At 58.8% G+C, this 25,118-nt stretch carries 27 protein-coding genes; 14 read left to right on the top strand and 13 right to left on the bottom strand.

The genetic code is table 11. The annotated features are described in order from the left end of the window. Positions 1-289: 289 nt before the first annotated feature. On the top strand, positions 290-892 hold the full coding sequence (locus ACA067_RS26470) for a peroxiredoxin (protein ID WP_064679479.1): 603 nt from the start codon (positions 290-292) through the stop codon (positions 890-892). A gap of 207 nt (positions 893-1,099) precedes the next feature. On the opposite strand, the gene rnt is transcribed toward ACA067_RS26470, so the two are convergent. Further along, positions 1,100-1,777: a ribonuclease T gene (rnt, locus tag ACA067_RS26465; RefSeq protein WP_497459196.1), complete on the bottom strand. Its 678-nt coding sequence runs from the start codon at positions 1,775-1,777 to the stop codon at positions 1,100-1,102. Next, positions 1,774-2,820, bottom strand: a complete 1,047-nt coding sequence (pyrC, locus tag ACA067_RS26460) for a dihydroorotase (protein ID WP_497459195.1) — start codon at positions 2,818-2,820, stop codon at positions 1,774-1,776. Before pyrC ends, rnt begins: the two co-directional genes overlap by 4 nt. Positions 2,821-2,979: 159 nt before the next feature. On the opposite strand from pyrC, the gene ACA067_RS26455 reads away from it, so the two are divergent. Together ACA067_RS26455 and ACA067_RS26450 are read left to right on the top strand one after the other, a co-directional pair. Beyond that, positions 2,980-3,888, top strand: a complete 909-nt coding sequence (locus ACA067_RS26455) for a flagellar protein MotY (protein ID WP_497459194.1) — start codon at positions 2,980-2,982, stop codon at positions 3,886-3,888. Between the two features lie 129 nt (positions 3,889-4,017). Continuing rightward, the gene (locus tag ACA067_RS26450; protein WP_007898502.1) at positions 4,018-5,235 is read left to right on the top strand and encodes an argininosuccinate synthase; all 1,218 of its coding nucleotides are present in this window, start codon (positions 4,018-4,020) and stop codon (positions 5,233-5,235) included. A gap of 161 nt (positions 5,236-5,396) precedes the next feature. On the opposite strand, the gene ACA067_RS26445 is transcribed toward ACA067_RS26450, so the two are convergent. After that, positions 5,397-6,083, bottom strand: coding sequence for a hypothetical protein (locus ACA067_RS26445; RefSeq protein WP_497459193.1), 687 nt, complete (start codon positions 6,081-6,083; stop codon positions 5,397-5,399). A gap of 496 nt (positions 6,084-6,579) precedes the next feature. Here ACA067_RS26445 and ACA067_RS26440 point away from each other — a divergent pair, with 496 nt between their 5' ends. Further along, entirely contained in the window at positions 6,580-7,206 is a 627-nt protein-coding gene (locus ACA067_RS26440; protein ID WP_497459192.1) for a response regulator, read from the top strand. Positions 7,207-7,293: 87 nt separating this feature from the next. Here ACA067_RS26440 and ACA067_RS26435 read toward each other — a convergent pair whose 3' ends face one another. The 8 genes from ACA067_RS26435 to metG form a co-directional block, all read right to left on the bottom strand. Further along, positions 7,294-7,473, bottom strand: a complete 180-nt coding sequence (locus ACA067_RS26435) for a PA3496 family putative envelope integrity protein (protein ID WP_007898493.1) — start codon at positions 7,471-7,473, stop codon at positions 7,294-7,296. Positions 7,474-7,580: 107 nt separating this feature from the next. Then, positions 7,581-8,219, bottom strand: a complete 639-nt coding sequence (nth, locus tag ACA067_RS26430) for an endonuclease III (RefSeq protein WP_497459191.1) — start codon at positions 8,217-8,219, stop codon at positions 7,581-7,583. 25 nt (positions 8,220-8,244) lie between these two features. After that, positions 8,245-8,832, bottom strand: coding sequence for an Rnf-Nqr domain containing protein (locus ACA067_RS26425; RefSeq protein WP_497459190.1), 588 nt, complete (start codon positions 8,830-8,832; stop codon positions 8,245-8,247). Continuing rightward, positions 8,825-9,436, bottom strand: a complete 612-nt coding sequence (locus tag ACA067_RS26420; protein ID WP_497459189.1) for an RnfABCDGE type electron transport complex subunit G — start codon at positions 9,434-9,436, stop codon at positions 8,825-8,827. Before ACA067_RS26420 ends, ACA067_RS26425 begins: the two co-directional genes overlap by 8 nt. After that, positions 9,433-10,425 (bottom strand): RnfABCDGE type electron transport complex subunit D, encoded by a 993-nt coding sequence (locus ACA067_RS26415; RefSeq protein WP_497459188.1) that lies wholly within the window; start codon positions 10,423-10,425, stop codon positions 9,433-9,435. Before ACA067_RS26415 ends, ACA067_RS26420 begins: the two co-directional genes overlap by 4 nt. After that, positions 10,412-11,422 (bottom strand): electron transport complex subunit RsxB, encoded by a 1,011-nt coding sequence (gene rsxB, locus ACA067_RS26410; protein ID WP_497459187.1) that lies wholly within the window; start codon positions 11,420-11,422, stop codon positions 10,412-10,414. Before rsxB ends, ACA067_RS26415 begins: the two co-directional genes overlap by 14 nt. Then, complete coding sequence (locus ACA067_RS26405) at positions 11,419-11,988, bottom strand: electron transport complex protein RnfA (RefSeq protein WP_497459186.1); 570 nt, start codon at positions 11,986-11,988, stop codon at positions 11,419-11,421. The genes rsxB and ACA067_RS26405 overlap by 4 nt, the downstream gene beginning before the upstream one ends. Positions 11,989-12,131: 143 nt before the next feature. Next, entirely contained in the window at positions 12,132-14,183 is a 2,052-nt protein-coding gene (gene metG / locus ACA067_RS26400) for a methionine--tRNA ligase (RefSeq protein ID WP_497459185.1), read from the bottom strand. A 345-nt stretch (positions 14,184-14,528) separates the two neighbouring features. Here metG and apbC point away from each other — a divergent pair, with 345 nt between their 5' ends. After that, a complete protein-coding gene (apbC, locus tag ACA067_RS26395) occupies positions 14,529-15,623 on the top strand; it encodes an iron-sulfur cluster carrier protein ApbC (RefSeq protein ID WP_497459184.1) in 1,095 nt (364 codons plus the stop codon). A gap of 132 nt (positions 15,624-15,755) precedes the next feature. On the opposite strand, the gene ACA067_RS26390 is transcribed toward apbC, so the two are convergent. After that, positions 15,756-16,514, bottom strand: a complete 759-nt coding sequence (locus ACA067_RS26390) for an SDR family oxidoreductase (RefSeq protein WP_497459183.1) — start codon at positions 16,512-16,514, stop codon at positions 15,756-15,758. Positions 16,515-16,674: 160 nt separating this feature from the next. On the opposite strand from ACA067_RS26390, the gene ACA067_RS26385 reads away from it, so the two are divergent. The 4 genes from ACA067_RS26385 to groL all read left to right on the top strand — a co-directional run bounded on the left by ACA067_RS26385 (position 16,675) and on the right by groL (position 20,182). Continuing rightward, entirely contained in the window at positions 16,675-17,406 is a 732-nt protein-coding gene (locus ACA067_RS26385; RefSeq protein ID WP_497459182.1) for a HugZ family pyridoxamine 5'-phosphate oxidase, read from the top strand. A gap of 66 nt (positions 17,407-17,472) precedes the next feature. Continuing rightward, positions 17,473-17,949: an FxsA family protein gene (locus ACA067_RS26380; RefSeq protein WP_128872612.1), complete on the top strand. Its 477-nt coding sequence runs from the start codon at positions 17,473-17,475 to the stop codon at positions 17,947-17,949. Positions 17,950-18,195: 246 nt separating this feature from the next. Then, positions 18,196-18,489 carry a co-chaperone GroES gene (locus ACA067_RS26375; protein ID WP_008155545.1) on the top strand — a complete coding sequence of 98 codons (294 nt, stop codon included), beginning with the start codon at positions 18,196-18,198 and terminating at the stop codon, positions 18,487-18,489. 49 nt (positions 18,490-18,538) lie between these two features. Beyond that, a complete protein-coding gene (groL, locus tag ACA067_RS26370; protein ID WP_497459181.1) occupies positions 18,539-20,182 on the top strand; it encodes a chaperonin GroEL in 1,644 nt (547 codons plus the stop codon). 200 nt (positions 20,183-20,382) lie between these two features. Here groL and ACA067_RS26365 read toward each other — a convergent pair whose 3' ends face one another. Next, positions 20,383-21,126, bottom strand: a complete 744-nt coding sequence (locus tag ACA067_RS26365; protein ID WP_497459180.1) for a phosphatase PAP2 family protein — start codon at positions 21,124-21,126, stop codon at positions 20,383-20,385. Between the two features lie 219 nt (positions 21,127-21,345). On the opposite strand from ACA067_RS26365, the gene colR reads away from it, so the two are divergent. The 5 genes from colR (at position 21,346) to ACA067_RS26340 (ending at position 25,066) form a co-directional block, all read left to right on the top strand. Then, positions 21,346-22,029, top strand: coding sequence for a two-component system response regulator ColR (gene colR, locus ACA067_RS26360; protein WP_008032118.1), 684 nt, complete (start codon positions 21,346-21,348; stop codon positions 22,027-22,029). Further along, positions 22,019-23,299 (top strand): sensor histidine kinase, encoded by a 1,281-nt coding sequence (locus tag ACA067_RS26355; RefSeq protein WP_497459179.1) that lies wholly within the window; start codon positions 22,019-22,021, stop codon positions 23,297-23,299. The genes colR and ACA067_RS26355 overlap by 11 nt, the downstream gene beginning before the upstream one ends. A 157-nt stretch (positions 23,300-23,456) precedes the next feature. After that, positions 23,457-24,125 carry a class I SAM-dependent methyltransferase gene (locus tag ACA067_RS26350; protein WP_497462849.1) on the top strand — a complete coding sequence of 223 codons (669 nt, stop codon included), beginning with the start codon at positions 23,457-23,459 and terminating at the stop codon, positions 24,123-24,125. Positions 24,126-24,128: 3 nt separating this feature from the next. Further along, positions 24,129-24,836 carry a lipopolysaccharide kinase InaA family protein gene (locus ACA067_RS26345; RefSeq protein WP_497459178.1) on the top strand — a complete coding sequence of 236 codons (708 nt, stop codon included), beginning with the start codon at positions 24,129-24,131 and terminating at the stop codon, positions 24,834-24,836. A gap of 2 nt (positions 24,837-24,838) precedes the next feature. Further along, positions 24,839-25,066: a hypothetical protein gene (locus ACA067_RS26340; protein ID WP_497459177.1), complete on the top strand. Its 228-nt coding sequence runs from the start codon at positions 24,839-24,841 to the stop codon at positions 25,064-25,066. Positions 25,067-25,118 lie beyond the last annotated feature (52 nt).

Here is a 25,118-nt window from a genome sequence, read left to right as displayed (position 1 = left end):
ACTCAATTGCGATGGATCTTAATGTTAACGAGAATGATTGTCAAAGTGGTTTCTGAAAGCTTCGCGTTATAAGGGGAGGTGGCTGACGAACGGTTCTCTCCTAAGCAATATGCCAGTAACCCCTCAATGGCATTTTAGCCTGTCTGCGAAAAACCGTTAAGGACAGCTCAAAAACGCAGTGTATGATGGCCGGTCCTTATGGAGGGGGTGCGTGTCACAGGGCTGTCGCCTGAAGGTGGCAGGCTGGCGCAAACCCGGAACTTCACGTTTTTACACCAGGAGATATCCAATGAGCGTACTCGTAGGCAAGCAAGCCCCTGACTTCACCGTACCGGCCGTACTCGGCAATGGCGAAATCGTAGACAGCTTCACCCTGTCGTCGGCCATCAAAGGCAAATACGGCCTGGTGTTCTTCTACCCACTGGACTTCACCTTCGTTTGCCCGTCCGAGCTGATCGCTCTGGACAACCGCATGTCCGATTTCAAGGCGCGCAACGTTGAAGTGATCGCCGTTTCGATCGACTCGCACTTCACCCACAACGCCTGGCGCAACACCCCGGTCAACAATGGTGGTATCGGCGAAGTTCGTTACACCATGGCGGCCGACCTGAAGCACGAAATCGCCAAGGCCTACGACGTTGAGTCCGAAGGCGGCGTGGCTTTCCGTGGCGCGTTCCTGATCGACGACAAAGGCGTTGTCCGCTCGCAGATCATCAACGACCTGCCGCTGGGCCGTAACATCGAAGAGCTGATCCGTCTGGTCGACGCTCTGCAATTCCACGAAGAGCACGGCGAAGTCTGCCCTGCCAACTGGAAAAAAGGCGACAAAGGCATGACCGCTTCGACCGAAGGCGTCGCGGCTTACCTGACCGAGAACGCTGCCGCGCTGTAAGGCATGTTCGAGGCATAAAAAAACCGGCCCTGGAGGCCGGTTTTTTTATGGGCTGGATACTTGCCGCACAGCTGACTCCTGTAGGAGCTGGCTTGTCGGATCGCCGCATCGCAGCGAAGGGGTCCTTCCATACACAGTAATTCTGTGGTGTGGCGACAGACGCCTTCGCTGGCAAGCCAGCTCCTACAGTTGAACCTGCAATTGCAGTCAGTCGTTGAAGTCTTCCCAGCCGCCCATTTGCTTCCAGCGATTGACGATGCCGCAGAACAGCTCGGCCGTCTTCTCGGTGTCATAACGAGCCGAGTGGGCCTCGCGACCGTCGAAGTCGATATCGGCGGCCTGGCAGGCCTTGGCCAGTACCGTTTGACCGTAAGCCAGGCCTGCAAGGGTGGCGGTATCGAAGCTGGAGAACGGATGAAACGGGTTGCGCTTCATGTCCAGGCGCGCGACAGCCGCGTTAAGGAACCCCAGGTCAAAACTGCTGTTGTGCCCGACCAGAATCGCCCGCTTGCAACCGTTGGCCTTCAGGGCCTTGCGGATGCCGCGGAAGATATCGGTCAGTGCCGCTTCTTCACTCACGGCCATGCGCAGCGGGTGATCGAGCTTGATCCCGGTGAATTCCAGGGCGGCGGCTTCGATGTTCGCGCCTTCAAACGGCTCGACACGGAAGAAGTAAGTGTGATCGGGATATACAAACCCCTTTTCATCCATGCTGATGGTGGTTGCGGCAATTTCCAGCAAGGCGTCAGTGGCAGAGTTGAAACCCCCGGTTTCAACGTCGACAACAACGGGCAGGTATCCACGGAAGCGCTCAGCCATCGGGTGGCGCGAACCACCTCCGCCGCCTTGACCGTCCTGTTCGTCGTCGAAATGGTCTTCACTCACGCGTGTTCCTCCAGCAGGCGCCAGCGCAGTTTTTCACCGGCGCGCAGCGGGATTACAGTCAGCTCGCCAAAGGGCAGGCTGGTCGGTGCGGTCCACTCTTCGCGGACCAGGGTGATGCGATCGGTGTTCACCGGCAGGCCGTAGAAACGCGGGCCGTTCAGGCTGGCAAAGGCTTCGAGTTTATCCAGCGCGTTACGCTGTTCGAAGGCTTCGGCGTACATCTCGATCGCGGCATAAGCGGTGTAGCAACCGGCACAGCCGCACGCGGCTTCCTTGGCGTGCTGGGCATGGGGCGCCGAGTCGGTGCCGAGGAAGAACTTGTCGCTGCCGCTGGTGGCGGCGTCGAGCAGCGCTTCCTGGTGCGTATTGCGCTTGAGAATCGGCAGGCAGTAGAAGTGCGGCCGAATCCCGCCCACCAACATATGGTTACGGTTGTACAGCAGGTGATGCGCGGTGATGGTCGCGCCGACGTTGGCCGAGGCCTCGTTGACGAACTGCACGGCGTCCGCGGTGGTGATGTGTTCGAACACCACCTTGAGCGTCGGGAAACGCTCGACCACACGACGCATGTGCTCATCGATGAAGATTTTTTCGCGATCGAACACGTCGACATCGCCACGGGTGACTTCACCGTGGACCAGCAGGGGCATCCCGACTTCGGCCATGGCCTCGAGTGCAGGGAAGATCTTGTCGATGCTGGTGACGCCAGAGTCCGAATTGGTGGTCGCGCCGGCCGGGTACAGCTTGGCGGCGTGAATGAAACCGCTGGCCTTGGCCTCGCGAATTTCTTCGGGTTGGGTACGGTCGGTCAGGTACAGCACCATCAATGGTTCGAAACGACTGCCGGCCGGGCGTGCAGCGAGAATCCGCTGGCGATAGCTGTCGGCTTCAGCGGCGTTGCGCACCGGAGGTACCAGGTTGGGCATGATGATGGCGCGACCAAAGGTGCGCGCGACATCCGCAACGGTATTGGTCAACACGGCACCATCGCGAAGATGAATATGCCAGTCGTCGGGACGCAGCAGGGTCAGGCGGTCGGACATGAGGGGATTCCAGGCGGGTCAAACTCTGGGGAATGCTACCGGAAAAGACTCTTCCAGGCACTCGCTATCAAGTTTTGCGGAAAGCTTCCGATATCCGACAGGTATGCCGTGAACCTATGTGTGTCGGTCTTTTTGTTGCACAAGCCAGTGGAGCCTCCCGTGCGCCAGCGTTATTTAGCCTTGCTCAGTGTGTTTGCCAGCCTTCCTGCGATGGCGCTCACGTTCCAGACTCGCCTGGAGAGCATCGAGTGGACGGTCGAAGGTGACCCGTTCGAATGCCGCCTGACTCAGCCGATCACCGATTTTGGCTCGGGTGAGTTCGTGCGCCGCGCCGGTGAGCAGGCGACGTTTCGTCTGAAAGCTTATAACGCGATGATCGGCGGCGGTTCGGCGACCTTGCTGGCGGCTGCGGCGCCATGGCAGCCGGGGCGCGGCGACATCAACCTCGGTGCCGTGCGAATCGGTAGTGGCAATGTGCTGTTCAACAGCTCGCACATACAGGCCGGGCGCTTGATCAGTGGCTTGATGGACGGCCGCAGTCCAGTGGTGCGGCAATATTCGGGCGATGGCCGGGTATCGGAAGTGCGTCTGTTGCCGGTCAAGTTCAGCAAGGCCTTCAACGAATACCAGGGCTGTGTGGCGAAGCTGCTGCCGAAGAGTTTCGAGCAGGTCAGACAATCCCGGATCGGCTTCCCCGGCGAAGGCATCGATCTCGACGCGCAGGCCAAGGCGCAATTGCAAATGATGCTGGAGTTCATGAAGGCCGACCCGACGGTCAATCACATCGAGCTCGATGGTCACTCCGACAACAGCGGCAACCGCCTGACCAACCGGGACCTGTCGCGGCGCCGGGCCCTGGCGGTCATGGAGTTCTTCAAGGCCAACGGTGTTCAGGCGTCGCAGATCATCCTGCGCTTCCACGGTGAACGTTATCCGTTGGCGCCCAACACCACTGCCGCCAACCGGGCGAAGAACCGTCGGGTCAATGTGCATCTCGCGCGGGTGGCGCCGACCGAAAAGCCGACCCCTCGCGCCACGGCGACGGCGAGCGCGGCATCGACGTCCTGAACGCGCTGTAATCGTCGCTCGCTTGACATAATCTGTCGCTTCGTCGTCATAAGCTGTCGCGCCTCTGTAAATTATTCTGCATGACCGGTAGACTTGACGGCTTTCCGTAGAACCCCGTGGAGTGATGGCATGGCGGACGTAAACAAGGTCGTTCTGGCGTATTCCGGCGGCCTGGACACTTCGGTGATCCTCAAGTGGCTGCAGGATACTTATAACTGTGAAGTCGTGACCTTCACCGCTGACCTGGGTCAGGGCGAAGAGGTCGAACCGGCCCGCGCCAAGGCTCAGGCCATGGGCGTAAAAGAAATCTACATCGACGATCTGCGCGAAGAATTCGTGCGTGATTTCGTGTTCCCGATGTTCCGCGCCAACACCGTTTATGAAGGCGAGTACCTGCTGGGTACTTCCATCGCTCGTCCGTTGATCGCCAAGCGCCTGATCGAAATCGCCAACGAAACCGGTGCTGACGCCATTTCCCACGGCGCGACCGGCAAGGGTAACGACCAGGTGCGTTTCGAACTGGGTGCCTATGCTTTGAAGCCAGGCGTGAAGGTCATCGCTCCGTGGCGTGAATGGGACCTGCTGTCCCGTGAAAAGCTGATGGATTACGCTGAAAAGCACAACATCCCGATCGAGCGTCACGGCAAGAAAAAATCCCCGTACTCGATGGATGCCAACCTGCTGCACATCTCCTATGAAGGCGGCGTGCTGGAAGACACCTGGACCGAGCACGAAGAAGACATGTGGAAATGGACCGTCTCCCCGGAGAAGGCTCCTGACAAGGCGCAGTACCTGGAACTGACCTACCGCAACGGCGATATCGTGGCGCTGGACGGTGTCGAAATGACCCCGGCCACCGTGCTGGCGACCCTGAACCGTATCGGTGGCGAACACGGTATCGGCCGTCTCGACATCGTCGAGAACCGTTACGTGGGCATGAAGTCCCGTGGCTGCTACGAAACCCCTGGCGGCACCATCATGCTGCGCGCCCACCGTGCGATCGAATCGATCACTCTGGACCGCGAAGTGGCTCACCTCAAGGATGAGCTGATGCCGAAATACGCCAGCCTGATCTACACCGGTTACTGGTGGAGCCCTGAGCGTCTGATGCTGCAACAGATGATCGATGCTTCCCAGGCTCATGTGAACGGCGTCGTGCGCCTGAAGCTGTACAAAGGCAACGTGATTGTCACTGGCCGCAAGTCCGACGAATCGCTGTTCGATGCCAACATCGCGACCTTCGAGGAGGATGGCGGCGCCTACAACCAGGCCGATGCGGCGGGCTTCATCAAGCTCAACGCCTTGCGCATGCGTATTGCGGCGAACAAAGGCCGCAAGCTGTTCTGAGAGGTCAGATAGCGTAGTGCGACGAGCGTAATTGAATCTGTGGCCTTGTCTTTGACAAGGCCACAGATCTGAATGGGGGATGTTCTGCCTGACAGTGCGTTGCCGCGTGCTGATGACTTTCCTGTCTGCCTCTACCTGGTCTTCAATCGCTATTGACTTTCCTACGTCAATGGATGCGTTTGATCGATGACCGTCACGTCATTTGAATTCAAATTGTAAGCAACATAGAGCGATGCACCACTGTGTTTCTTTGTGTTTTTTGCATGTTTGAATAGGCTCTCCTTCAGTAGCCTCTGTGATTCAGTGCAGGTGACGAACACGATTGCATACGCACCTTTTCCCTGATCTTGTTGAATATTTTTCAGCGAGGCACCCATCTCGATTTTTTGGCTCATCCCGCGTACATCGATGATGTACAGGTCTTTGAGTCGCTCCGGCAGGCAGACGTAGTGTTCCGGCGCGGTCTGTAGATCCGTCCCGGGTGGGTCCTGTGCGTAACCGGGAGGGGGAGTGGATCCGCGATCAATCGTCGATTGGCTTCGGGTCGGTTTTTTGTGTGTCAACCTGGGTTCACTCTTTCCCGGGCGCCCGGCCTTGTTCATCGCTTTTATGAAGTGCTCGCCTTTTTCAAAATCGGAAGGTGCGTAAAGCGATCGATAGTTGAAGTTGAGTGTGGCAAAGAAAAGGAAGAGCAGATAAAAAGGAAAGCTGATCAAGAACCAGACGTAGATGTTTCTGTCTTCATCATCAAGGAAGGGCAGGGAGACCGCTGCTGAAGTTTCAGACAGGGTTGCGAATATCGCGATGAGTGTCAGGGGATTGGTGATTCTTTGTTTTATATGTTCCATGTTTTGTTCTCATTAAAGTATGTCTTTTCTCTTGGGTTTGTGGAGGCGGTTTTGGTCTGCTATTCGAGATGGTAGCTGTTTGTTAGTGTTTCGGGTATATCTGTTTCATTGTGTTAGGATCTTTGTTTGTTGTTTGGCTGTATGGGTGAGAAGACGCTGGATGGATAACGTTTTGAATGTGCGTCCGGGTCTGGAAAATATCGGTTACTTTTCAGGATAGTTCAAGCGTCGTTGCAGGTCGGATTTTCGGGATCTGCGTCTTTTTGTTTGTTTTATGGTTGCAAATCGATACAAAAAACTGCTGAAGAATGGCCGGTCGAGCGCCTGATAAGTTTTCTGATGCAGTGTATTCGAAGAATTTTTGTAGGAATAATCTGTGTTGTATGTAGGGAATGTCTCTTGCTGTGGGTGGCTGGGGGGGGCGGCATGCCATGGGCGAAACGACTAGGCTATTGTGCGGGCTCTAAAAATTCGAACAGCGAAATTGGACTTGCCCATGAATAAAGTGCTGATCGTGGATGATCACCCCGTCATTCGTCTCGCGGTACGTATGCTGATGGAGCGTCATGGCTACGAAGTCATTGCAGAAACAGATAATGGCGTGGATGCGTTACAGCTTGCCCGCGAACTTATGCCCGATATTGTCATTCTGGATATTGGCATTCCGAAACTCGATGGGTTGGAAGTCATTGCGCGTCTGACATCGGCAGCAATGCCAATGAAAGTATTGATATTGACGTCCCAGGTGCCGGGTCATTTCTCCATGCGTTGCATGCAATCGGGGGCTGCCGGATATGTCTGCAAGCAACAGGAACTCACTGAATTGCTCAGCGCAATAAAGGCTGTGGTATCAGGCTACAGTTATTTTCCGAATCAAGCTCTGCACACAGTGCGTTCCAATCTGGGCAATGCCAGTGAATCCGATATGGTGGATCGTCTGTCGGGGCGGGAAATGATGGTGTTGCAGCAATTGGCCCGGGGAAGGACCAACAAGGAGATTGCCGACGGAATGTTCCTTAGCAATAAAACCGTCAGCACTTACAAGACGCGCTTGTTATTGAAGCTCAATGCGCGTTCCCTGGTCGATCTGATCGAATTGGCGCAACGCAATGGTCTGGTGTAACGGTGGCAACGTTGACGATAGGCGTTAGGCGTTTATCAGGGGGCGGCACGTGGTAAAAAGCCTCCGTTTCGGGAGGCTTTTGAGGTGTCATAGATCAAAATCGTAATCGGCCAATTGCTTTTGCAGTCGGCGCTCCTCCAGCAGATTGTCAATGGTGCGGCGTTTACTGAGGTTGGTCTTTGCCACTTCAACAACAGGTTCGGCGTCATCAGCCTCGACGGGGGTGAAGTCGTCTTCTACGTCCAATTGCTCTTTGCCAGTACTCATAAGGTCAACTCCAGGCTAAGACTGCCTTTGGCGCTCCTTATATCGACATTCGTGCGGCGGGTAAAAAAGATTTTTTCAATCGATAAATCAAAAAACCTAATAGCGCCTCAATCGTCCGAGGTCTTGTGCTTGTATTCGCACAGGTCTTCAATCCGGCAACTGCCACAGCGGGGCTTGCGAGCCAGGCAGACGTAGCGACCGTGGAGAATCAGCCAGTGATGGGAATCGAGCAGGTATTGCTTCGGCACGAACTTCATCAGTTTTGTCTCGACCTCGACCACATTCTTGCCCGGAGCAATCCCGGTACGATTGCTGACCCGGAAGATATGGGTGTCCACGGCCATGGTCAGCTGACGGAAGGCGGTATTAAGCACCACGTTGGCCGTCTTGCGGCCGACGCCGGGTAGCGCTTCCAGTTCTTCTCGAGTTTGCGGCACTACGCCCCCATGGCGCTCCACCAGCAAGCGACAGGTCTCGATCACGTTTTTCGCTTTGCTGTTGAACAATCCGATCGTCTTGATGTATTCCGACAATCCCTCGACGCCCAAGGCATGAATCGCGGCTGGAGTATTGGCCACCGGAAAGAGTTTAGCAGTGGCCTTGTTGACGCCGACATCGGTCGACTGTGCCGAAAGAATCACGGCGATCAGTAGTTCGAACGGCGACGAGTAGGCCAGTTCGGTTTTCGGTTCCGGGTTGTCTTCGTGAAACCTGCGGAAAATTTCCAGGCGTTTTGCAGCATTCATGGACAGTGATTTTCCTCGAAGACAGTCAGTGTGAAGGAGTCGGGTGCGCCCAGGCCTGCCAGGCGGCGAGCAGCAGCCCGAGCAGAATGAATCCACCGGGCGCCAGGATAGCCAGGCGCAATCCACCGTCGGCGGTCAGGACCCAGCCTTGCCAGTCCGGTTGCGTGGCGCCAGCCAGCCACGGCAGGTGGCCTGCCAGTGTGCCGCTGCCCATAAGCTCTCGCAGCAGGCCCATACCCGTCATCAGCGCGCCGAACAGGCCACACAGGCGCAGGCGATCACGCCATGTACGCTGGAAAAAACCGCTCTGGTCCATGACGACGCATTGCAAGGCAATCAATCCGGCATACAACCCCAAATGTTGATGCCATTGAAGCGACCAGGCTTGCGCCCCGAGTTCAGCGCAACTGGTCAGCGTGGCTGCCAGCACGACGCCGGCTAATACGTGAGTCGCCGGAATCAGCCGAGGTCGCAAGGCACCCATGCACAGGCCAAAGGCACTGCTCACCACGAAGAACATCAGCCACAAGCCCAGGGCCTTCATCAGTGAGTCCGTCGCGCCGACCAGTGGCGCCAGCATCAGCGAGTTTTGCAGAGTCGATAAGTTATTCATGGGCGCTGCTCCCGATCAGCTGTTGCGAGTGTTCGTCGAAATAGCGCAACGCGTCATGAATGGCGTTGATCACTGCTCTGGAAGTGATGGTCGCGCCGGCGACCTGATCGAATTGTCCCTGGTCCTTTTTCAACGCCCAGCCATTGTCGGCAGGTTCGGTTCGGGATTTCCCGGTGAAAATCTGAAGCCAGGTATTGGGCCAATCGGCAATACGGGCGCCGAGCCCCGGGGTTTCCGATTGTCTGAGGGTTTTGACGCCCAGCAGTTTGCCGTTTGCATCGATGGCGATCAGCAGGTCGATGGCACCCGCATAGCCCAGGGTCTGGCTGCGCAGCAATACCGCGCCGGGTTTACCCGCCTTGGTCGCCCGGTAACCCCCCAGCAGTGTGCTGTTGGGCAAGACAATGTTTGCCAGGCCCAGTGGCTGTTCCAGAGGCTGATTGTCGTAGCTATCAGGGGGCAGCAGGTCGAGCAGGTTCCGACTGTCGATCAGGCGCTGTTCAGCCGCAATGCGCGGCGCGCTGGTGTGCTGCACGAGGTAGGTCGCACCTATCCCCAGGCCCGACAGCAACACCAGAATCACAGCGCTCGACGCTCGGCTCATGGTTCAACCCGCTCCTGCCTGGAGGCGGCAATCCGCTCCAGCGCCGGTACACAGAGGTTCATCAGCAGTACGGCAAAGGCTACGCCGTCCGGATAGCCGCCCCAGGTGCGAAGCACATACGTCAGTAGGCCCACGCCCGCGCCGAACAGCAGTCGGGCACCGGGGCTTTTGGCGCCGGACACCGGTTCGGTGACAATGAAGAATGCACCCAGCATGCTCGCGCCGGTGAGCAGATGAAACAGCGGTGAACCATGGGAATCGGAGCCGGTACCATTCCAGCACAGCAGACTGATCACGAACAGGCTGGCCAACATGCCGACCGGCGCGTGCCAGCTGAACACCCGCCGTTGCAGCAGAAACGCGCCGCCCGCCAAAAAGCCCAGGTTGACCCATTCCACACCACGCGCGCCGAAGTGGCCGAATGCCGGGTTATCGGCGAACAGTTCGTCCATGGTCAGGCTTTTGTTGATCCGCAGGCTGTCCAGTGCCGTGGCCTGGGCCCAGGCATCCGGCGTCTGGCCGAGAGTGAAACCGAACACCTGCCGCAAGCCACCGAGCAGGTCCATGCCATGGGACGATGGCCAGTGGGTCATCTGCTGGGGAAAGGCCACCAGCACCAGGGCAAAACCGAGCATGGCCGGGTTGAACGGATTCCTGCCGACGCCGCCATACAGGTGTTTGCCAAACAACAGCGCAAAAGCCGCAGCACTGACCGTCAGCCACCACGGGCAATAAGGCGGCAAAGCCAGTGCCAGCAGCGTCGCACTGACCAGCGCGCTGCCATCGCTCAATGTCGGTTTGATGGGACGCTTGCGCAGTTGCAACACCATTGCTTCAACCGCCAGTGCGGTCATACCCGTCAGAATCAGGTTGATCAACACGCCCCAGCCATACCACCAGAACAACATCAGCAGCCCCGGCACCGTGGCCAGCAATACCAGCTTCATGGCCTGCTGGAGGCGCTCGTCGGCCGATTCAAGAAGGGGCATGGGCATCCACCTGGTGCTCGGCTTCAGTGACTGCGCGCTCCAGCGCTGCGATGTGTTCGACCGGTGCGTCACTGGCTTGAGCTTTCTTGAGTTCGGCGCGGCGCATGGCCAATTGGATTTTCGCCCGATTCAGCTGCGCATTCTTCACCGGGACAACAGGCGCCGGGGCAGGTGCAGCACCGCTCTCCAGTCTGGCCAAGACTTGCTCGGCGGCCTCGAACTGCTGTTGCAGCACGATCAGCTGCGATTGCTGTTCGAACGTCGGCGGATGCCCGAAAGCCTTGAGCGATTTGTTCAGTTGCGCGCGGCTCATCGCCAGATCGATCTTCGCCTTTTTCAACACCGCATCGGCATTGGCGGCCTTTTGCGCGCGTACGCGTTCGAGAGCTGCCTGCACCGGATCGAGCGTCACGTCACTGTGCTGCGGGACGGCGCGTTGCGCCCGGGCGTGGCGCTCGGCGAGTTTCTGTTCTTCTTCACGACGCAAGCGGGCGTTGCGCTGTTCGAACCGGCGCCGCGCGTGATCGCGTTTGGTGGCGCGAGCCTGTTGCTGTTCAAGACTGAACGCCAGGCCGCCGACCACCGGCACTACCGTGGCCAGCGGCAACGGCCGCATCTCGATGCAATCCACCGGGCAGGGCGCTACACAGAGGTCGCAACCGGTGCATTCGTCGACGATGACCGTGTGCATCAGTTTGGCTGCACCGACGATGGCGTCCACCGGGCAAGCCTGGATGCATTTGGTGCAACCGATGCACTCGGCCTCGCGGATATAGGCGATTTGCGCGGGCGCCGCACCGCGACTGATGTCCAGCTCCAGCACCGGCACCTTCAGCAGTTCAGCCAGGGCCGCGATGGTTTCGCTGCCGCCCGGCGGGCACTTGTTGATCGGCTCGCCGCTGGCGATGCCTTCGGCGTACGGCTTGCATCCGGGGTGGCCGCACTTGCCGCACTGGGTCTGCGGCAAGAGGGCGTCGATGCGTTGAATCAGACTCATGTTTTGATCAACCCGCTGAATCCGAGAAAAGCCACTGCGATCAGTCCGGCACCGATCAGATCGATCGGCAGGCCGCGAAAGGGCAGGGGGACATCGTTATCGAGTGTGCGCTGGCGCAAGTCGCTGAACAGACTCAGTACCAGCCAGAAACCCAGCCCGGCGCCCAGGCTCATGGCCGTGGCGTGAAAGAATCCCTTGTCGTTCTGAACATTGATCAGCGCCAGGCCGAGCACGCCGGCGTTGCCCAGCAACAGCGGCCAGAGGCCTTCAAACGAAAGCTTCGCAAACAACCGCGCCAGCAGCTTCAACATTGGCGCGATCAACAGAACGCTCAGCGGCAGAAATACGAACAGGCGCAGCGGCGTCAGCTCCAGCGGCATCAGCAGCCAGTGGTAGAGCGCATAGCCGAGCATGCCGACGATCAGCATCAGGCAAGTCGTCGCCAGACCCAACGCATGAACCTGGCGGCGTTCGGTGCCCAGCAGTGGATCGACGCCCAGCGGCCAGTGCAACACGAGGTTGTTGATCAGGGCAGTGCTGATAAGCGTAAGCAGTATCTCGGTCATGATCGTGCCGGCAAGAACGGGGGCTTTCCAATGGAGCTGTCTAACAAGGTTAGGCATTATCCGGCAAGGACGGAGGGTGGGCCAGACATGAAAATCCCACAGGCGCGCCGGGCACGACTGTGGGATCGATTTACCGCAGAGCGTTACTTGATGCGCTGACCTGGCTTGGCGCCACTGTCGGGGCTGAGCAGGTAGATTTCTTCGCCGCCGGGACCGGCGGCCATCACCATGCCTTCGGAGATGCCGAATTTCATTTTGCGGGGCTTGAGGTTGGCGATCATCATGGTCAGGCGACCATCCAGCTTGGACGGATCCGGGTAAGCGCTCTTGATCCCGGAGAACACGTTGCGTTGCTCATCACCGATGTCCAGGGTCAGGCGCAGCAGCTTGTCGGCACCTTCCACGTGTTCGGCCTTGACGATCAGGGCGACGCGCAGGTCGACCGCGGCAAAGGCGTCGAACTCGATCTCCGGCGACAGCGGATCCTTGGCCAGCTCGCCGTTGCCGGCAGGCGCGGCGTCGCCGGTGTCGGTCTGGCTGGCGGTCAGGTCTTCTTTCGAAGCATCGGTCATGGCTTGCACTTTCACCGGGTCGATACGGGTCATCAACGGCTTGAACTCGTTCAACTGATGGTTGCTGAGCAAGGTGGCGTGGTCGTTCCAGGTCAGCGGCGCGACGTTCAGGAACGCCTCGGCATCGGCAGCCAGCAGCGGCAGTACCGGCTTGAGGAAGATCACCAGTTGGCGGAACAGGTTGATGCCCAGGGCGCAGATGGCCTGGACTTCTTCCTGCTTGCCTTCCTGTTTGTTCAGCGACCACGGCGCCTTGTCGGCGATCCAGGCGTTGGCACGGTCGGCCAGGCCCATGATCTCGCGCATGGCGCGGGCAAAATCGCGAGCTTCGTAAGCTTCGGCGATGCTCGGCGCTGCGGCGAGGAACGCTTCGGTCAGTTCCGGCGCGGCATTGCCCGCCACCAGTACACCGGCGTTGCCTTTGTGGATGAAACCGGCGCAACGGCTGGCGATGTTGACGACTTTGCCGACCAGGTCGGAGTTGACCTTCTGCACGAAGTCTTCGAGGTTCAGGTCCAGGTCGTCGACGCCACGGCCGAGCTTGGCCGCGTAGTAGTAACGCAGGTATTCCGGCGACAGGTGATCCAGGTAGGTCCGGGCCTTGATGAAGGTGCCACGGGACTTGGACATTTTCTGACCGTTGACCGTCAGGTAGCCGTGCACGTTGATCCCGGTCGGTTTACGGAAACCGGCGCCTTCGAGCATGGCGGGCCAGAACAGGGCGTGGAAGTTGACGATGTCCTTGCCAATGAAATGGTACAGCTCGGCTGTGGAGTCTTTGCCCCAGAACGCATCGAAGTCCAGTTCCGGCTTGCGGTCGCACAGGTTCTTGAAGCTGGCCATGTAGCCGATCGGCGCGTCCAGCCAGACATAGAAGTACTTGCCCGGCTCGTCGGGGATCTCGAAACCGAAGTACGGCGCATCACGGGAAATGTCCCATTGTTGCAGGCCGGCATCGAGCCATTCGGCGATCTTGTTGGCCACGGCTTCTTGCAGGGTGCCACTGCGGGTCCAGGCCTGCAGCATTTCCTGGAAGTCCGGCAGCTTGAAGAAGAAGTGCTGGGAATCCTTGAGCACCGGAGTGGCGCCGGAGATGGCCGACTTCGGATCCTTCAGGTCGGTCGGTGCGTAGGTCGCGCCGCATTTTTCGCAGTTGTCGCCGTACTGGTCTTCGGTGCCGCATTTCGGGCAAGTGCCCTTGATGAAGCGGTCGGCCAGGAACATTTTCTTTTCCGGGTCGAAGTACTGCGTGATCGAACGCGTGGCGATGTGCCCGGCGTCGCGCAGCTTCAGGTAGATCTGGCTCGACAGCTCACGGTTTTCTTCGGCGTGAGTGGAGTGGAAGTTGTCGAAGTCCACCAGGAACTCGGCAAAGTCGGCGCTGTGTTCAGCCTGGACGTTGGCGATCAGTTGTTCCGGGGTGATGCCTTCCTTTTCCGCGCGCAGCATGATGGCCGAACCGTGGGCGTCGTCGGCGCAGACATAAATGCATTGGTTACCGCGGTGCTTCTGGAAGCGCACCCACATATCGGTCTGGATGTATTCCAGCATGTGGCCAAGATGGATCGAACCATTGGCATAGGGCAGGGCGCTGGTGACGAGGATCTTGCGTGGCTCGGACATGGGGCTCGGCTACTTGATGAAACGGAGGTCGGCCACTATAAAGCGCCGGCGCATATTTTTCACCCCGTGTGCCTGTATCCAAATGCGGCGATCGCAAAAAACTGTGGCGAGGGAGCTTGCTCCCGCTGGGTGGCGAAGCCGCCCCGAACGCGGCGATGCCGATCTGTCCGGAAAACCGGGTTAGCCCATTCGCGACTGCTGCGCCCGAGCGCGGACCGGTCGGCGGGAGCAAGCTCCCTTGCCACAGGGATGTGTTTGCCACAAATCATCGGCGGGCATGCCGTCTATGACCTAGAACGGTTAGGATACCCGCCTGATTTTCCAGTCTTGCTATCGGAGTTGCCCATGAGCGCCGTCAATCGCGCAGCGGTGGAAGCCGTCCTTCGCCAATACACCGACCCTTACCTGAACCAGGACCCGGTCAGCGCCGGGTGCGTGCGCAACATCGACATCCAGGGCGATCGCGTCAGCGTCCAGCTGGAACTGGGTTATGCCGCCGATCTGTTCAAAAGTGGCTGGGCACAGATGCTGCAAATGGCCATCGAAGGCCTCGACGGCGTCACTACCGCCCGCGTCGACATCACCAGCGTGATCGCCGCGCACAAGGCCCAGGCGCAGATTCCGGGCCTGGCCAACGTCAAGAATGTCGTAGCCGTGGCGTCGGGCAAGGGCGGCGTGGGCAAATCCACCACCGCCGCCAACCTGGCCCTGGCCCTGGCCCGCGAAGGCGCCAAGGTCGGGATTCTCGACGCGGACATCTACGGCCCGAGCCAGGGCATCATGTTCGGAGTCCCCGAAGGCACCCGACCGAAGATCAAGGATCAGAAATGGTTCGTGCCGATCGAGTCCCATGGCGTTGAAGTGATGTCCATGGCGTTCCTGACCGACGACAACACGCCGATGGTCTGGCGCGGGCCGATGGTCTCCGGTGCGTTGTTGCAACTGGTCACGCAAACGGCCTGGGGCGACCTGGATTACCTGGTCATCGACATGCCCCCTGGCACCGGCGACATTCAGTTGACCCTGGCGCAGAAAGTCCCGGTGGCCGGTGCGGTGATCGTGACCACGCCGCAGGACCTGGCACTGCTGGACGCGCGCAAGGGCGTGGAGATGTTCCGCAAGGTCAACATCCCGGTGCTGGGCGTGGTGGAAAACATGGCCGTGCACATCTGCTCCAACTGCGGACATGCCGAGCATCTGTTCGGTGAGGGTGGTGGTGTGAAGCTGGCCAGCCAGTACGGCGTTGAGCTGCTGGCTTCGCTGCCACTGGCGATGGCTATCCGTGAGCAGGCCGATGGCGGCAAGCCAACCGTGATCGCCGAGCCGGACAGCCCTATCGCAATGGTTTACCAGGAACTCGCCCGCCATGTCGGCGCGCGGATTGTGTTGCAGGAGGCGGTGACGCCGGCGATGCCGAATATCATCATCAGCGACGATTGATATCCTTCGGATAAAACGCAAAACCTGTGGGAGCGAGCTTGCTCGCGATGAGGGTGTCACATTCACCAGTGATGGTGACTGACACACCGCTATCGCGAGCAAGCTCGCTCCCACAGTGGTTTTTGGCAGTCCTTAAATGCGCATCCCGCCATCCAATTCCAGAATCCGCCCGGTGTAATAGTCGTTCTCGAAAATGTACGCCGCCGAATGAGCAATCTCTTCAGGCTTGCCCATGCGCTTGAGCGGAATCCCGGACGTCATCTTCTCCAGCGCTTCCGGTTTCATGCCCAAGGTCATTTCGGTTTCGATAAAGCCCGGTGCAATGCCCGCCACACGAATGCCGTAGCGTGCCAGTTCCTTGGCCCAGGTCACGGTTGCTGCAGCCACCCCGGCCTTGGCGGCGGAGTAGTTGGTCTGGCCGACGTTGCCGGCGCGGGAGATCGACGAGATATTGATGATCGTGCCGCCAGTCTTCAGCTCGATCATTTTCGCCGCGACTTCCCGGGTGCACAGGAACACACCGGTCAGGTTGACGTCGATGACCGCCTGCCATTGGGCCAGGCTCATCCTGGTCATCTCGCCGTCCTTGACCTTGACCAGCAGACCGTCGCGCAGGATCCCGGCGTTGTTGACCAGACCATGGATCGCGCCAAAATCGTCGGCCACCCGGGCGACCATGTGCGTCACTTGCTCTTCATTGGCGACGTTGCACAAGTAGGCGCGGGCTTCGATACCCTTGGCCTTGCACGCGGCGACGGTGTCGTCGAGTTTTTCCTGGTTCAGGTCCACCAGCGCCAGCTTCGCGCCAAGGCCTGCGAAATACTCGGCCATGGAGCGGCCTAAACCCTGGCAACCGCCTGTGATAATGATTACTTTGTCAGTGAGTTGCATTCGCATGCCCCAGTAGCAGGTCAGAGTGGTTTTCCTTCCAAAAGGCCTCTCGATCTGCACCTGATGCCTGGTTGCACATGAGAACTGCGCCGATGGCGTACTGGAACTTATTCCAGGTGCCCGTCCGTATTTTAGACGGATTTATATAAGGAGTCATAAATTGAGCGTTGAAGCGGCCAAGAATGCCCGAGAATTGCTTCTCAAGGAATATCGAGGAGTGCTCTCGACACACTCCAAGGCGATGCCCGGTTTCCCGTTTGGCTCCGTGGTTCCTTATTGTCTGGACGAGCAGGGCCGGCCGCTGATCCTGATCAGCCGTATCGCCCAGCACACCCACAATCTGCAAAAAGATCCGAAATGCTCATTGTTCGTCGGCGAGCGCGGGGCCGAAGACGTGCAAGCCGTCGGTCGCCTGACCTACCTCGCCGAAGCAGAAAAGCTCGAGGACGAGGCCGCCATCGAAGCGGCGGCTGACCGTTACTATCGCTATTTCCCTGATTCGCAGAGCTACCACAAGGCCCACGATTTCGATTTCTGGGTGCTCAAGCCGGTGCGCCATCGTTACATCGGCGGTTTCGGCGCTATTCACTGGGTCGACGAGTTGACCCTGGCGAACCCGTTCGCCGGCAAGGCCGAGTTGAGCATGGTCGAGCACATGAATGCCGATCACGCCAAGGCCATCGCTCATTACGTCGAACTGGCCGGCCTGCCGAAGAGCGAACCGGCGCAACTGGCGGGTATCGACACCGAAGGCATGCACCTGCGCATTGGTCAGGGACTGTACTGGCTGCCGTTCCAGGCTCCGTGTAATACGCCGACACAAGTCCGGGAAGCCCTGGTTTTCCTGGCTCACGCCGAGCATTGGCCGAAAAATGCAGGGGCCGACGCTTGAATTCACGAAACGGCGACGTCATCTAGGGAAGACTGGCAAGGCATTCTTGCGTTGAGGAACCATTTGATGCGCCCTTTTTTATTGCTCTTTGTACTGTTTCCGGTGTTGGAGCTGTTCGTATTCGTCAAGGTGAGCGGGGCGATCGGGTTTTTCCCGGCCCTGCTACTGGTCATACTCGGCTCGATGTTCGGCGTGTTCGTGCTGCGTATCGCCGGTCTGGCCACTGCACTGCGTGCCCGTGAAAGCCTGAACCGCGGCGAGCTGCCGGCCCAGACCATGCTCGAAGGCTTGATGCTGGCCCTGGCCGGCGGTCTGTTGATCCTGCCAGGCTTCGTCACTGACGTGTTGGGCCTGATCATGCTGCTGCCGATCTCGCGTCGGTTGCTGGCCAATAAAATGCGCCAGCGTGCCGAGGAACAGGCGATACGCCAGCGTGCGTTCGCCGATGACCTGCAACCCCGTGGCGGTCCGGCTCCGCGTCAGCCTCTGGGGCGCGAACCGGACGTGATCGAAGGCGAGTTCGAACACCGCGATCCCAAGTAATCGTTTCAGCACACGGCACCTTCGGGTGCCGTGTTCGTTTTCGGTGCGACAACGTGAAAAATTTTTGACCCCCGCCCTTGTAATAGGCTTGTACGCCCTTATGTAACTGTCACCGCAAGGTTTCTGGCAATTACGCCAGACAGACTTCCGCGGTTCGCTTGCCGAACCGCACCCGGCTTCGCCGGATTTGTTAAACCCGCCGGGACTACACCGGCCGATGAAAACCACAATTAGGAGAGATCGACAATGAAGCTTCGTCCTCTGCATGACCGCGTCGTCGTCCGTCGCAGCGAAGAAGAAAAGAAAACCGCTGGCGGTATCGTCCTGCCAGGTTCGGCTGCTGAAAAGCCAAACCAGGGCGAAGTCCTCGCTGTAGGCCCGGGCAAAGCACTGGAAAACGGTGAAGTGCGCGCGCTGGCCGTGAAAGTGGGTGACAAGGTTGTGTTCGGCCCGTACTCCGGCAGCAACACCGTGAAAGTCGACGGCGAAGACCTGCTGGTTATCGGCGAGAGCGAAATCCTCGCTGTTATCGAAGGCTGAATCCCCGCTCATTTTCCCGCTACTACAAAGTATTTAAGGAATATCGATCATGGCTGCTAAAGAAGTTAAATTCGGCGATTCCGCCCGCAAGAAAATGCTCGCCGGTGTCAACGTCCTGGCTGACGCAGTAAAAGCGACCCTCGGCCCTAAAGGCCGTAACGTGATCATCGAGAAGAGCTTCGGCGCTCCGACCATCACCAAGGACGGCGTGTCCGTTGCAAAAGAAATCGAGCTGAAAGACCGCTTCGAAAACATGGGCGCGCAGCTGGTCAAAGACGTTGCTTCCCGTGCCAACGATGACGCAGGCGACGGCACCACCACCGCTACCGTTCTGGCTCAATCGATCGTCAACGAAGGCCTGAAAGCCGTCGCTGCCGGCATGAACCCGATGGACCTGAAACGCGGTATCGACAAAGCGACCATCGCGATCGTCAAAGAGCTCAAAGCCCTGTCCAAGCCTTGCGCTGACACCAAGGCCATCGCTCAGGTCGGCACCATCTCGGCCAACTCCGACAACTCCATCGGCGACATCATTGCCGAAGCCATGGAAAAAGTCGGTAAAGAAGGCGTGATCACTGTTGAAGAAGGCTCGGGCCTGGAAAACGAACTGTCGGTTGTTGAAGGCATGCAGTTCGACCGTGGCTACCTGTCCCCGTACTTCGTCAACAAGCCAGAGACCATGACTGCCGAGCTGGACGGTCCGCTGATCCTGCTGGTCGACAAAAAGATCTCGAACATCCGCGAAATGTTGCCAGTGCTGGAAGCCGTTGCCAAAGCCGGCCGTCCACTGCTGATCGTGGCCGAAGACGTCGAAGGCGAAGCCCTGGCGACTCTGGTTGTGAACAACATGCGTGGCATCGTTAAAGTCGCAGCCGTCAAGGCTCCAGGCTTCGGCGACCGTCGCAAGGCCATGCTGCAGGACATCGCTGTCCTGACTGGCGGTACCGTTATCTCCGAAGAGATCGGTCTGAGCCTGGAAAGCACTACCCTGGAACACCTGGGTAATGCCAAGCGCGTGATCCTGTCCAAAGAAAACACCACCGTGATCGACGGTGCCGGCGTTGAGGCTGACATCCAGGCTCGCGTTCTGCAGATCCGTCAGCAAGTGGCCGACACTTCGTCCGACTACGACCGTGAAAAACTGCAAGAGCGTCTGGCCAAACTGTCCGGCGGCGTTGCAGTGATCAAGGTTGGCGCTGGTTCCGAAGTTGAAATGAAAGAGAAGAAAGCCCGCGTTGAAGACGCCCTGCACGCTACCCGTGCAGCCGTTGAAGAAGGCGTGGTACCTGGCGGCGGCGTGGCACTGGTTCGTGCCCTGCAAGCCATCAGCGAGCTGAAAGGCGACAACGATGACCAGAACGTTGGCATCCAGTTGCTGCGTCGCGCTGTTGAAGCGCCACTGCGTCAGATCGTTGCCAACTCCGGCGACGAGCCAAGCGTAGTAGTCGACAAGGTCAAGCAGGGTACGGGTAACTACGGTTACAACGCTGCGACCGGCGAATACGGCGACATGATCGAAATGGGTATCCTGGACCCGGCTAAAGTGACTCGTTCGGCTCTGCAAGCGGCTTCGTCGATTGCCAGCCTGATGATCACCACCGAAGCCATGATCGCCGAGATCAAGGACGACGCACCAGCTGGCGGCGGCATGCCAGACATGGGCGGTATGGGCGGCATGGGCGGCATGATGTAAGCCAGCCTTACCCCGTACATGAAAACCCCGTCTGCGAAAGCAGGCGGGGTTTTTTATTGCCCGGATTTCCCCGAATCCTGGAACCACACCGCCCCCCCTGTGGGAGCGAGCTTGCTCGCGATAGCGCTCTGGCAGTCACTACACAGGTGTCTGTTCTACCGTCATCGCGAGCAAGCTCGCTCCCACATTGGTTTTGTATTTCAGGCGTTGACCGGTTTTGCTTCGGGTACGCGCTCAGCCTTGAAAGCCGGTCGATACAGGATGTAGTAGTAAGACCCCAGACAAATCAACCAGCAGAAAATCGCTGTCCACACGTTGTGCGAAAAGAAATGCGCGCCCTGCATCATCCGGCCGATGGAAAACACCGAGCCCAGGGTGAAGGCAAAAACAAATGCCGTACGCGCCAGGCGCGGGCGACGATCGCGCAGCACAAAGAACAGCGCAAACAGGGTGAAACCGGTCGCCGCATGGCCGCCAGGCCAGCAACGGCCGGGTTTGTCGGTTGGCGGGCGCGGGCTGAGCAGTTCGCTGTAGGTTTCATGACCGCCGAACTGTTCAAGGCTCCACGGGCATTGAACAGCCGTCACTGCTTTGACAGGCGTGACAAAGGAAGTCGCCAAAGCCAGAGACAGCACCAGACAGCCCAGTTCCCGTTTGATCGGCTTGAGCCTGTCCATGAAAAAAGAGGCTATAAAGCCGAGAATGGCCAACACCGAGAACGCGATGACCACTTGCTTGGCTCGGTCATGCAGGATGTTTTCGAGGAGGTAACTATGCCGCCCGATGAAATCCCCCGCGACCGGGTCATAGAACAGCCTGGCCAGGTCCATGTCCAGGGACGTCAGTTCAAGCAGCAGCAGAATGATCGCCACGACAGCGGGGACACCCAGGCAAAGCCAGGGATTGAGAGGGCGCGAGGCGCAGCGAAAAGGGGTCGACACCATGGCAGGTCCTTGGTCGGTTGAATGATTTGAAGCGTGCAACCGCGCGCAGTCTGGGCCTCGTCCTGTCGCCAGCCTGTGAACCAACAGTGAAAAAGTCGTCAAGGCCGCAACGGGGAGGTGGCCTGGAATGACATCTGCACGCAGTTCTGGCCCTGAGCCACACTTGGCCTTAAGCTGCGCGGGCCAAGACGGCCGTTACTGTGTATGCAGGAGGTTCCCATGAGAATTCTATTGGTTGAAGACAACCGCGATATCCTGGCCAATCTGGCCGATTACCTGGGGCTCAAGGGTTATACCGTGGATTGCGCGCAGGACGGATTGTCAGGTCTGCACCTGGCGGCCACCGAGCATTACGACTTGATCGTACTCGACATCATGTTGCCCGGCATCGACGGCTACACCCTGTGCAAGCGCCTGCGCGAAGACGCCCGCCGCGACACACCGGTGATCATGCTCACCGCTCGCGATCAACTGGACGACCGCCTGCAAGGCTTCAAGTCCGGTGCCGATGATTACCTGATCAAACCCTTTGCCCTGTCTGAACTGGCAGCGCGCATTGAAGCGGTCATGCGTCGGGCCCAGGGTGGCGGTCGCCGCACCTTGCAAGTCGGCGATCTGAGCTACGACCTCGATACCCTGGAAGTCACCCGCGAAGGGCGGCTGCTGAAACTCAATCCGGTAGGCCTGAAGTTGCTGGCCGTGCTGATGCAGAAAAGTCCTCATGTCCTGCGCAGGGAAATTCTCGAAGAGGCGCTGTGGGGCGACGACTGCCCGGACAGCGACAGCCTGCGCAGCCATGTCCACCAATTGCGCCAGGTGATCGACAAACCGTTCGCCAAGCCCTTGCTGCAGACCGTGCACGGTGTGGGCTATCGCTTGGCCGAAGGCCGTGATGGAGTTTAGACAGAGCCTTGCGCAACGGATCATCATCGCCTTTGCGCTGATGAGCGCATTGGTGGCAGGGGCCTTCGCCATGGGCATTGTGGCGACCGTGCACCTGGTGGAAGAGAAACTGATTTCGGCGGGTCTGGGCGGCGATCTGCAACGCTTGCTGCTGATGGACAGTGTGTCGGACTGGAGCCATCGCCCGGAGCCGGACCAGCTGTTCTATTTCAGTGGCGGGCCGGGCGACTTCGAATTGCCCAAGGATTTGCGCCACCTGGACCCTGGTTTTCACGAAGTGTTTCGCGAGCAGCTGTCGTACCACGCGATGGTCGAAGTCGTCGACGGCCGGCGTTACGTGCTGATGCAGGACCAGAGCGATTTCGAGGAGCGCGAGCGGGTGCTGTTTGCCGTGGTACTGGTGGGTTTCGTGCTGAGCCTGGCGTTGGCCGTGTTTCTCGGCTGGGTACTGGCGCGCAAGGTCATGGCGCCGGTGGTGCGGCTGGCCCGTCAGGTCCGTCACCGCGACCAATTGTTGGGGCTGGCACCACCCCTGGCACCGGATTACGCCGCTGATGAAGTCGGGGAGCTGGCCGTCGCCTTCGACGCTACCTTGGGGCGCTTGCGCCAGGCGTTGTCCCGCGAGCGCTTGTTCACCAGTGACGTCAGCCACGAACTGCGCACGCCGTTGATGGTGCTGGCCAGTTCCTGTGAGTTGTTGCTGGAAAATCCCGGTATCGATCAACGGGGTCGTGCTCAAGTCGAGCGAATCGCCCGAGCCTGCGAAGAGATGCGTGAGCTGGTGCAAACCTTCCTGATGCTGGCGCGCGCGCAACGTGACGACGCCAGCATCGCGCCGCAGCAAACCCTGAGCCAGGTGGCGGACGGGCTTCTCCATCTCTGGCGCGAGCCGATCGAGGCCAAGGGGCTGAGCCTGATCTTCGAAGCGGGGGACCCGGCAAGCACCTGCTACAACGCCACCCTTCTGCAAGCGGTCATGGGCAACCTGCTGCGTAACGCCCTGCATTACACCGAACACGGGTTCATCCGCTTGACCCTGACGACCACCGGTTTTGTGGTCGAGGACAGTGGTGTCGGCATTCCCGAGGAAAAACGCGAAGCGATGTTCCAGCCATTCGTGCGGGGCAACGAGAAGCGCGGTGAGGGCCTGGGGCTCGGTCTGTCGCTGGTGCAGCGGATTTGCGAAAACCAGGGTTGGAACGTCAGTCTGACGAACATGGAACCGAACGGCTGCCGCTTTCAGGTGGAGTTGAGCCAGAGCGATTCCTGATCAAGTATTGCCTTGGTGGCCCAGAGCTATCACTGCCACCATGTAAAACCTCGAAATAATTCGACATTTTACATAACGATTTTTTCACAAAGGCATGACCTGACACCGACACGGCGCTGCCTATCGTGGGTCCATCAGATGTTCTGGAGACCTGATGATGGACGGCCCGATCAAACTCGATTTTTCCGAAAAGTACGACGATCAACACGCTCAACACTACTTGCGCAAGCATCAGGCTGGCCTCGCTCGCCGCCTGTCGCATTGGCGTGACGAGCAAGTGGCGCGAAGGGCGCTCAAACTGGTTGGGGAACCGGGGCTGGTCCTCGATTTACCCTGTGGCGCGGGGCGTTTCTGGCCATTGCTGGCGGAAAAAGCCAATCGCGCCATCATCGGAGCCGACAACTCTGAGTCGATGATCAAGATTGCCCTGCAGGCGCAACCTGCCGACGTGGTGAAACGGGTACAACCCTTGCACACTTCTGCTTTCGACATCGCCTTGCCCGATAACGCCGTCGACAGCATTTTCTGCATGCGGTTACTCCACCACATCGGTGAAGCCAAGCATCGATTGGCCATTTTGCGTGAATTCGAGCGCGTCACCCGTGACAGCGTGATTCTTTCATTGTGGGTGGACGGCAACTTCAAAGCGTGGAAACGCAAGCGGCTTGAAGGAACCCGTGGGCAGGTCAGTTACCAAAATCGTTTTGTGTTACCGGCTGCTACGGTCGAAAAGGAATTCGAGCAGGCGGGTTTCCGTATCCAGCAACGACTGGATTTTTTACCGCTCTACGCCATGTGGCGAGTGTACGTATTACGCAAGAGGTAACAGATGGCAGTGCAATGTGCAGCGGAATCGGCTCCCCAGGAGCGCTTCGACTACTTCTGGAATCTGCGCGGCGAATGGGTAGAAGAGCCCAACGTCCGACGCGGTGGAGAAAGTGGCGTGCAGCGCGTTCGGGGCAGCGATGGAATGCTGCTCTACACTAAACGACAGACCGGGCATATCTATCGCAGCTGGCAGCATCCGTTCGGTCGGCCGACGGTATTGCGCGAACGTGATGCACTGATCGGTCTGAGCCAGATCGACGTGCGCGTTCCGGAAATTGTTTTCTGCGGTGCACAGCGCGACCCGGTGCACAAATGGCGTGCCTTGCTGGTGACCAAGTCGCTGGACGGCTTTGAGGAAATCGAACATTGGTATGCCGGCGGCGGTCGTGAGCGCCACGGTGAAGCGATACATGATCGCGTGCTCAAGGATCTGGCCGAGAATCTGGCCCGCATGCACAAGGGGCGTTGGCAGCACAGCTGCCTCTACCTCAAGCACGTTTTCGTCCGGGTCACCGGTGAGGGCGATGCGGCCAGGGTCGAGGTGGCCTTGATCGACCTGGAGAAGTGCCGGCAGCGGTTGACCGCCCGTCATGCCGCTGCCCATGACATGAAGCAATTGCGCCGCCACTCGTCGTTCAGCACGACGGACTGGCAAAAACTCATCTACTTTTATGAGAAGGCGTTTGGCAGCGCTATCAAGGGTTTATAGCAATGAAACTCGAAATTGCACGAGGTTTGTTCCTGGTAGGAGCCTTGGCAGTTGCTTCACTGGCGCTGGCGGTTTGGGAGCAGCCTCGCCCGCGAATCCTCAGTTCGATGAACGGGGATGCGCGTTGTCTTATGCCACGGGGTGCGAAGGCAGTCGTGGCCACCCAACCCGATCATGATTTATTGCTGTTCATGTTCGGACTTTCTCAAGGACTGAGGCCGCAGAGTTGAACAGATTGAAGCCAAAATAAAAGGCCTCGCAAATGCGAGGCCTTTTTTATTC

The sequence above is a fragment of the Pseudomonas sp. LBUM1674 genome (assembly GCF_059695635.1).
The sequence above is the reverse complement of the archived record's forward strand: the minus strand, read 5'-3'. Positions and strand labels throughout refer to the sequence as shown.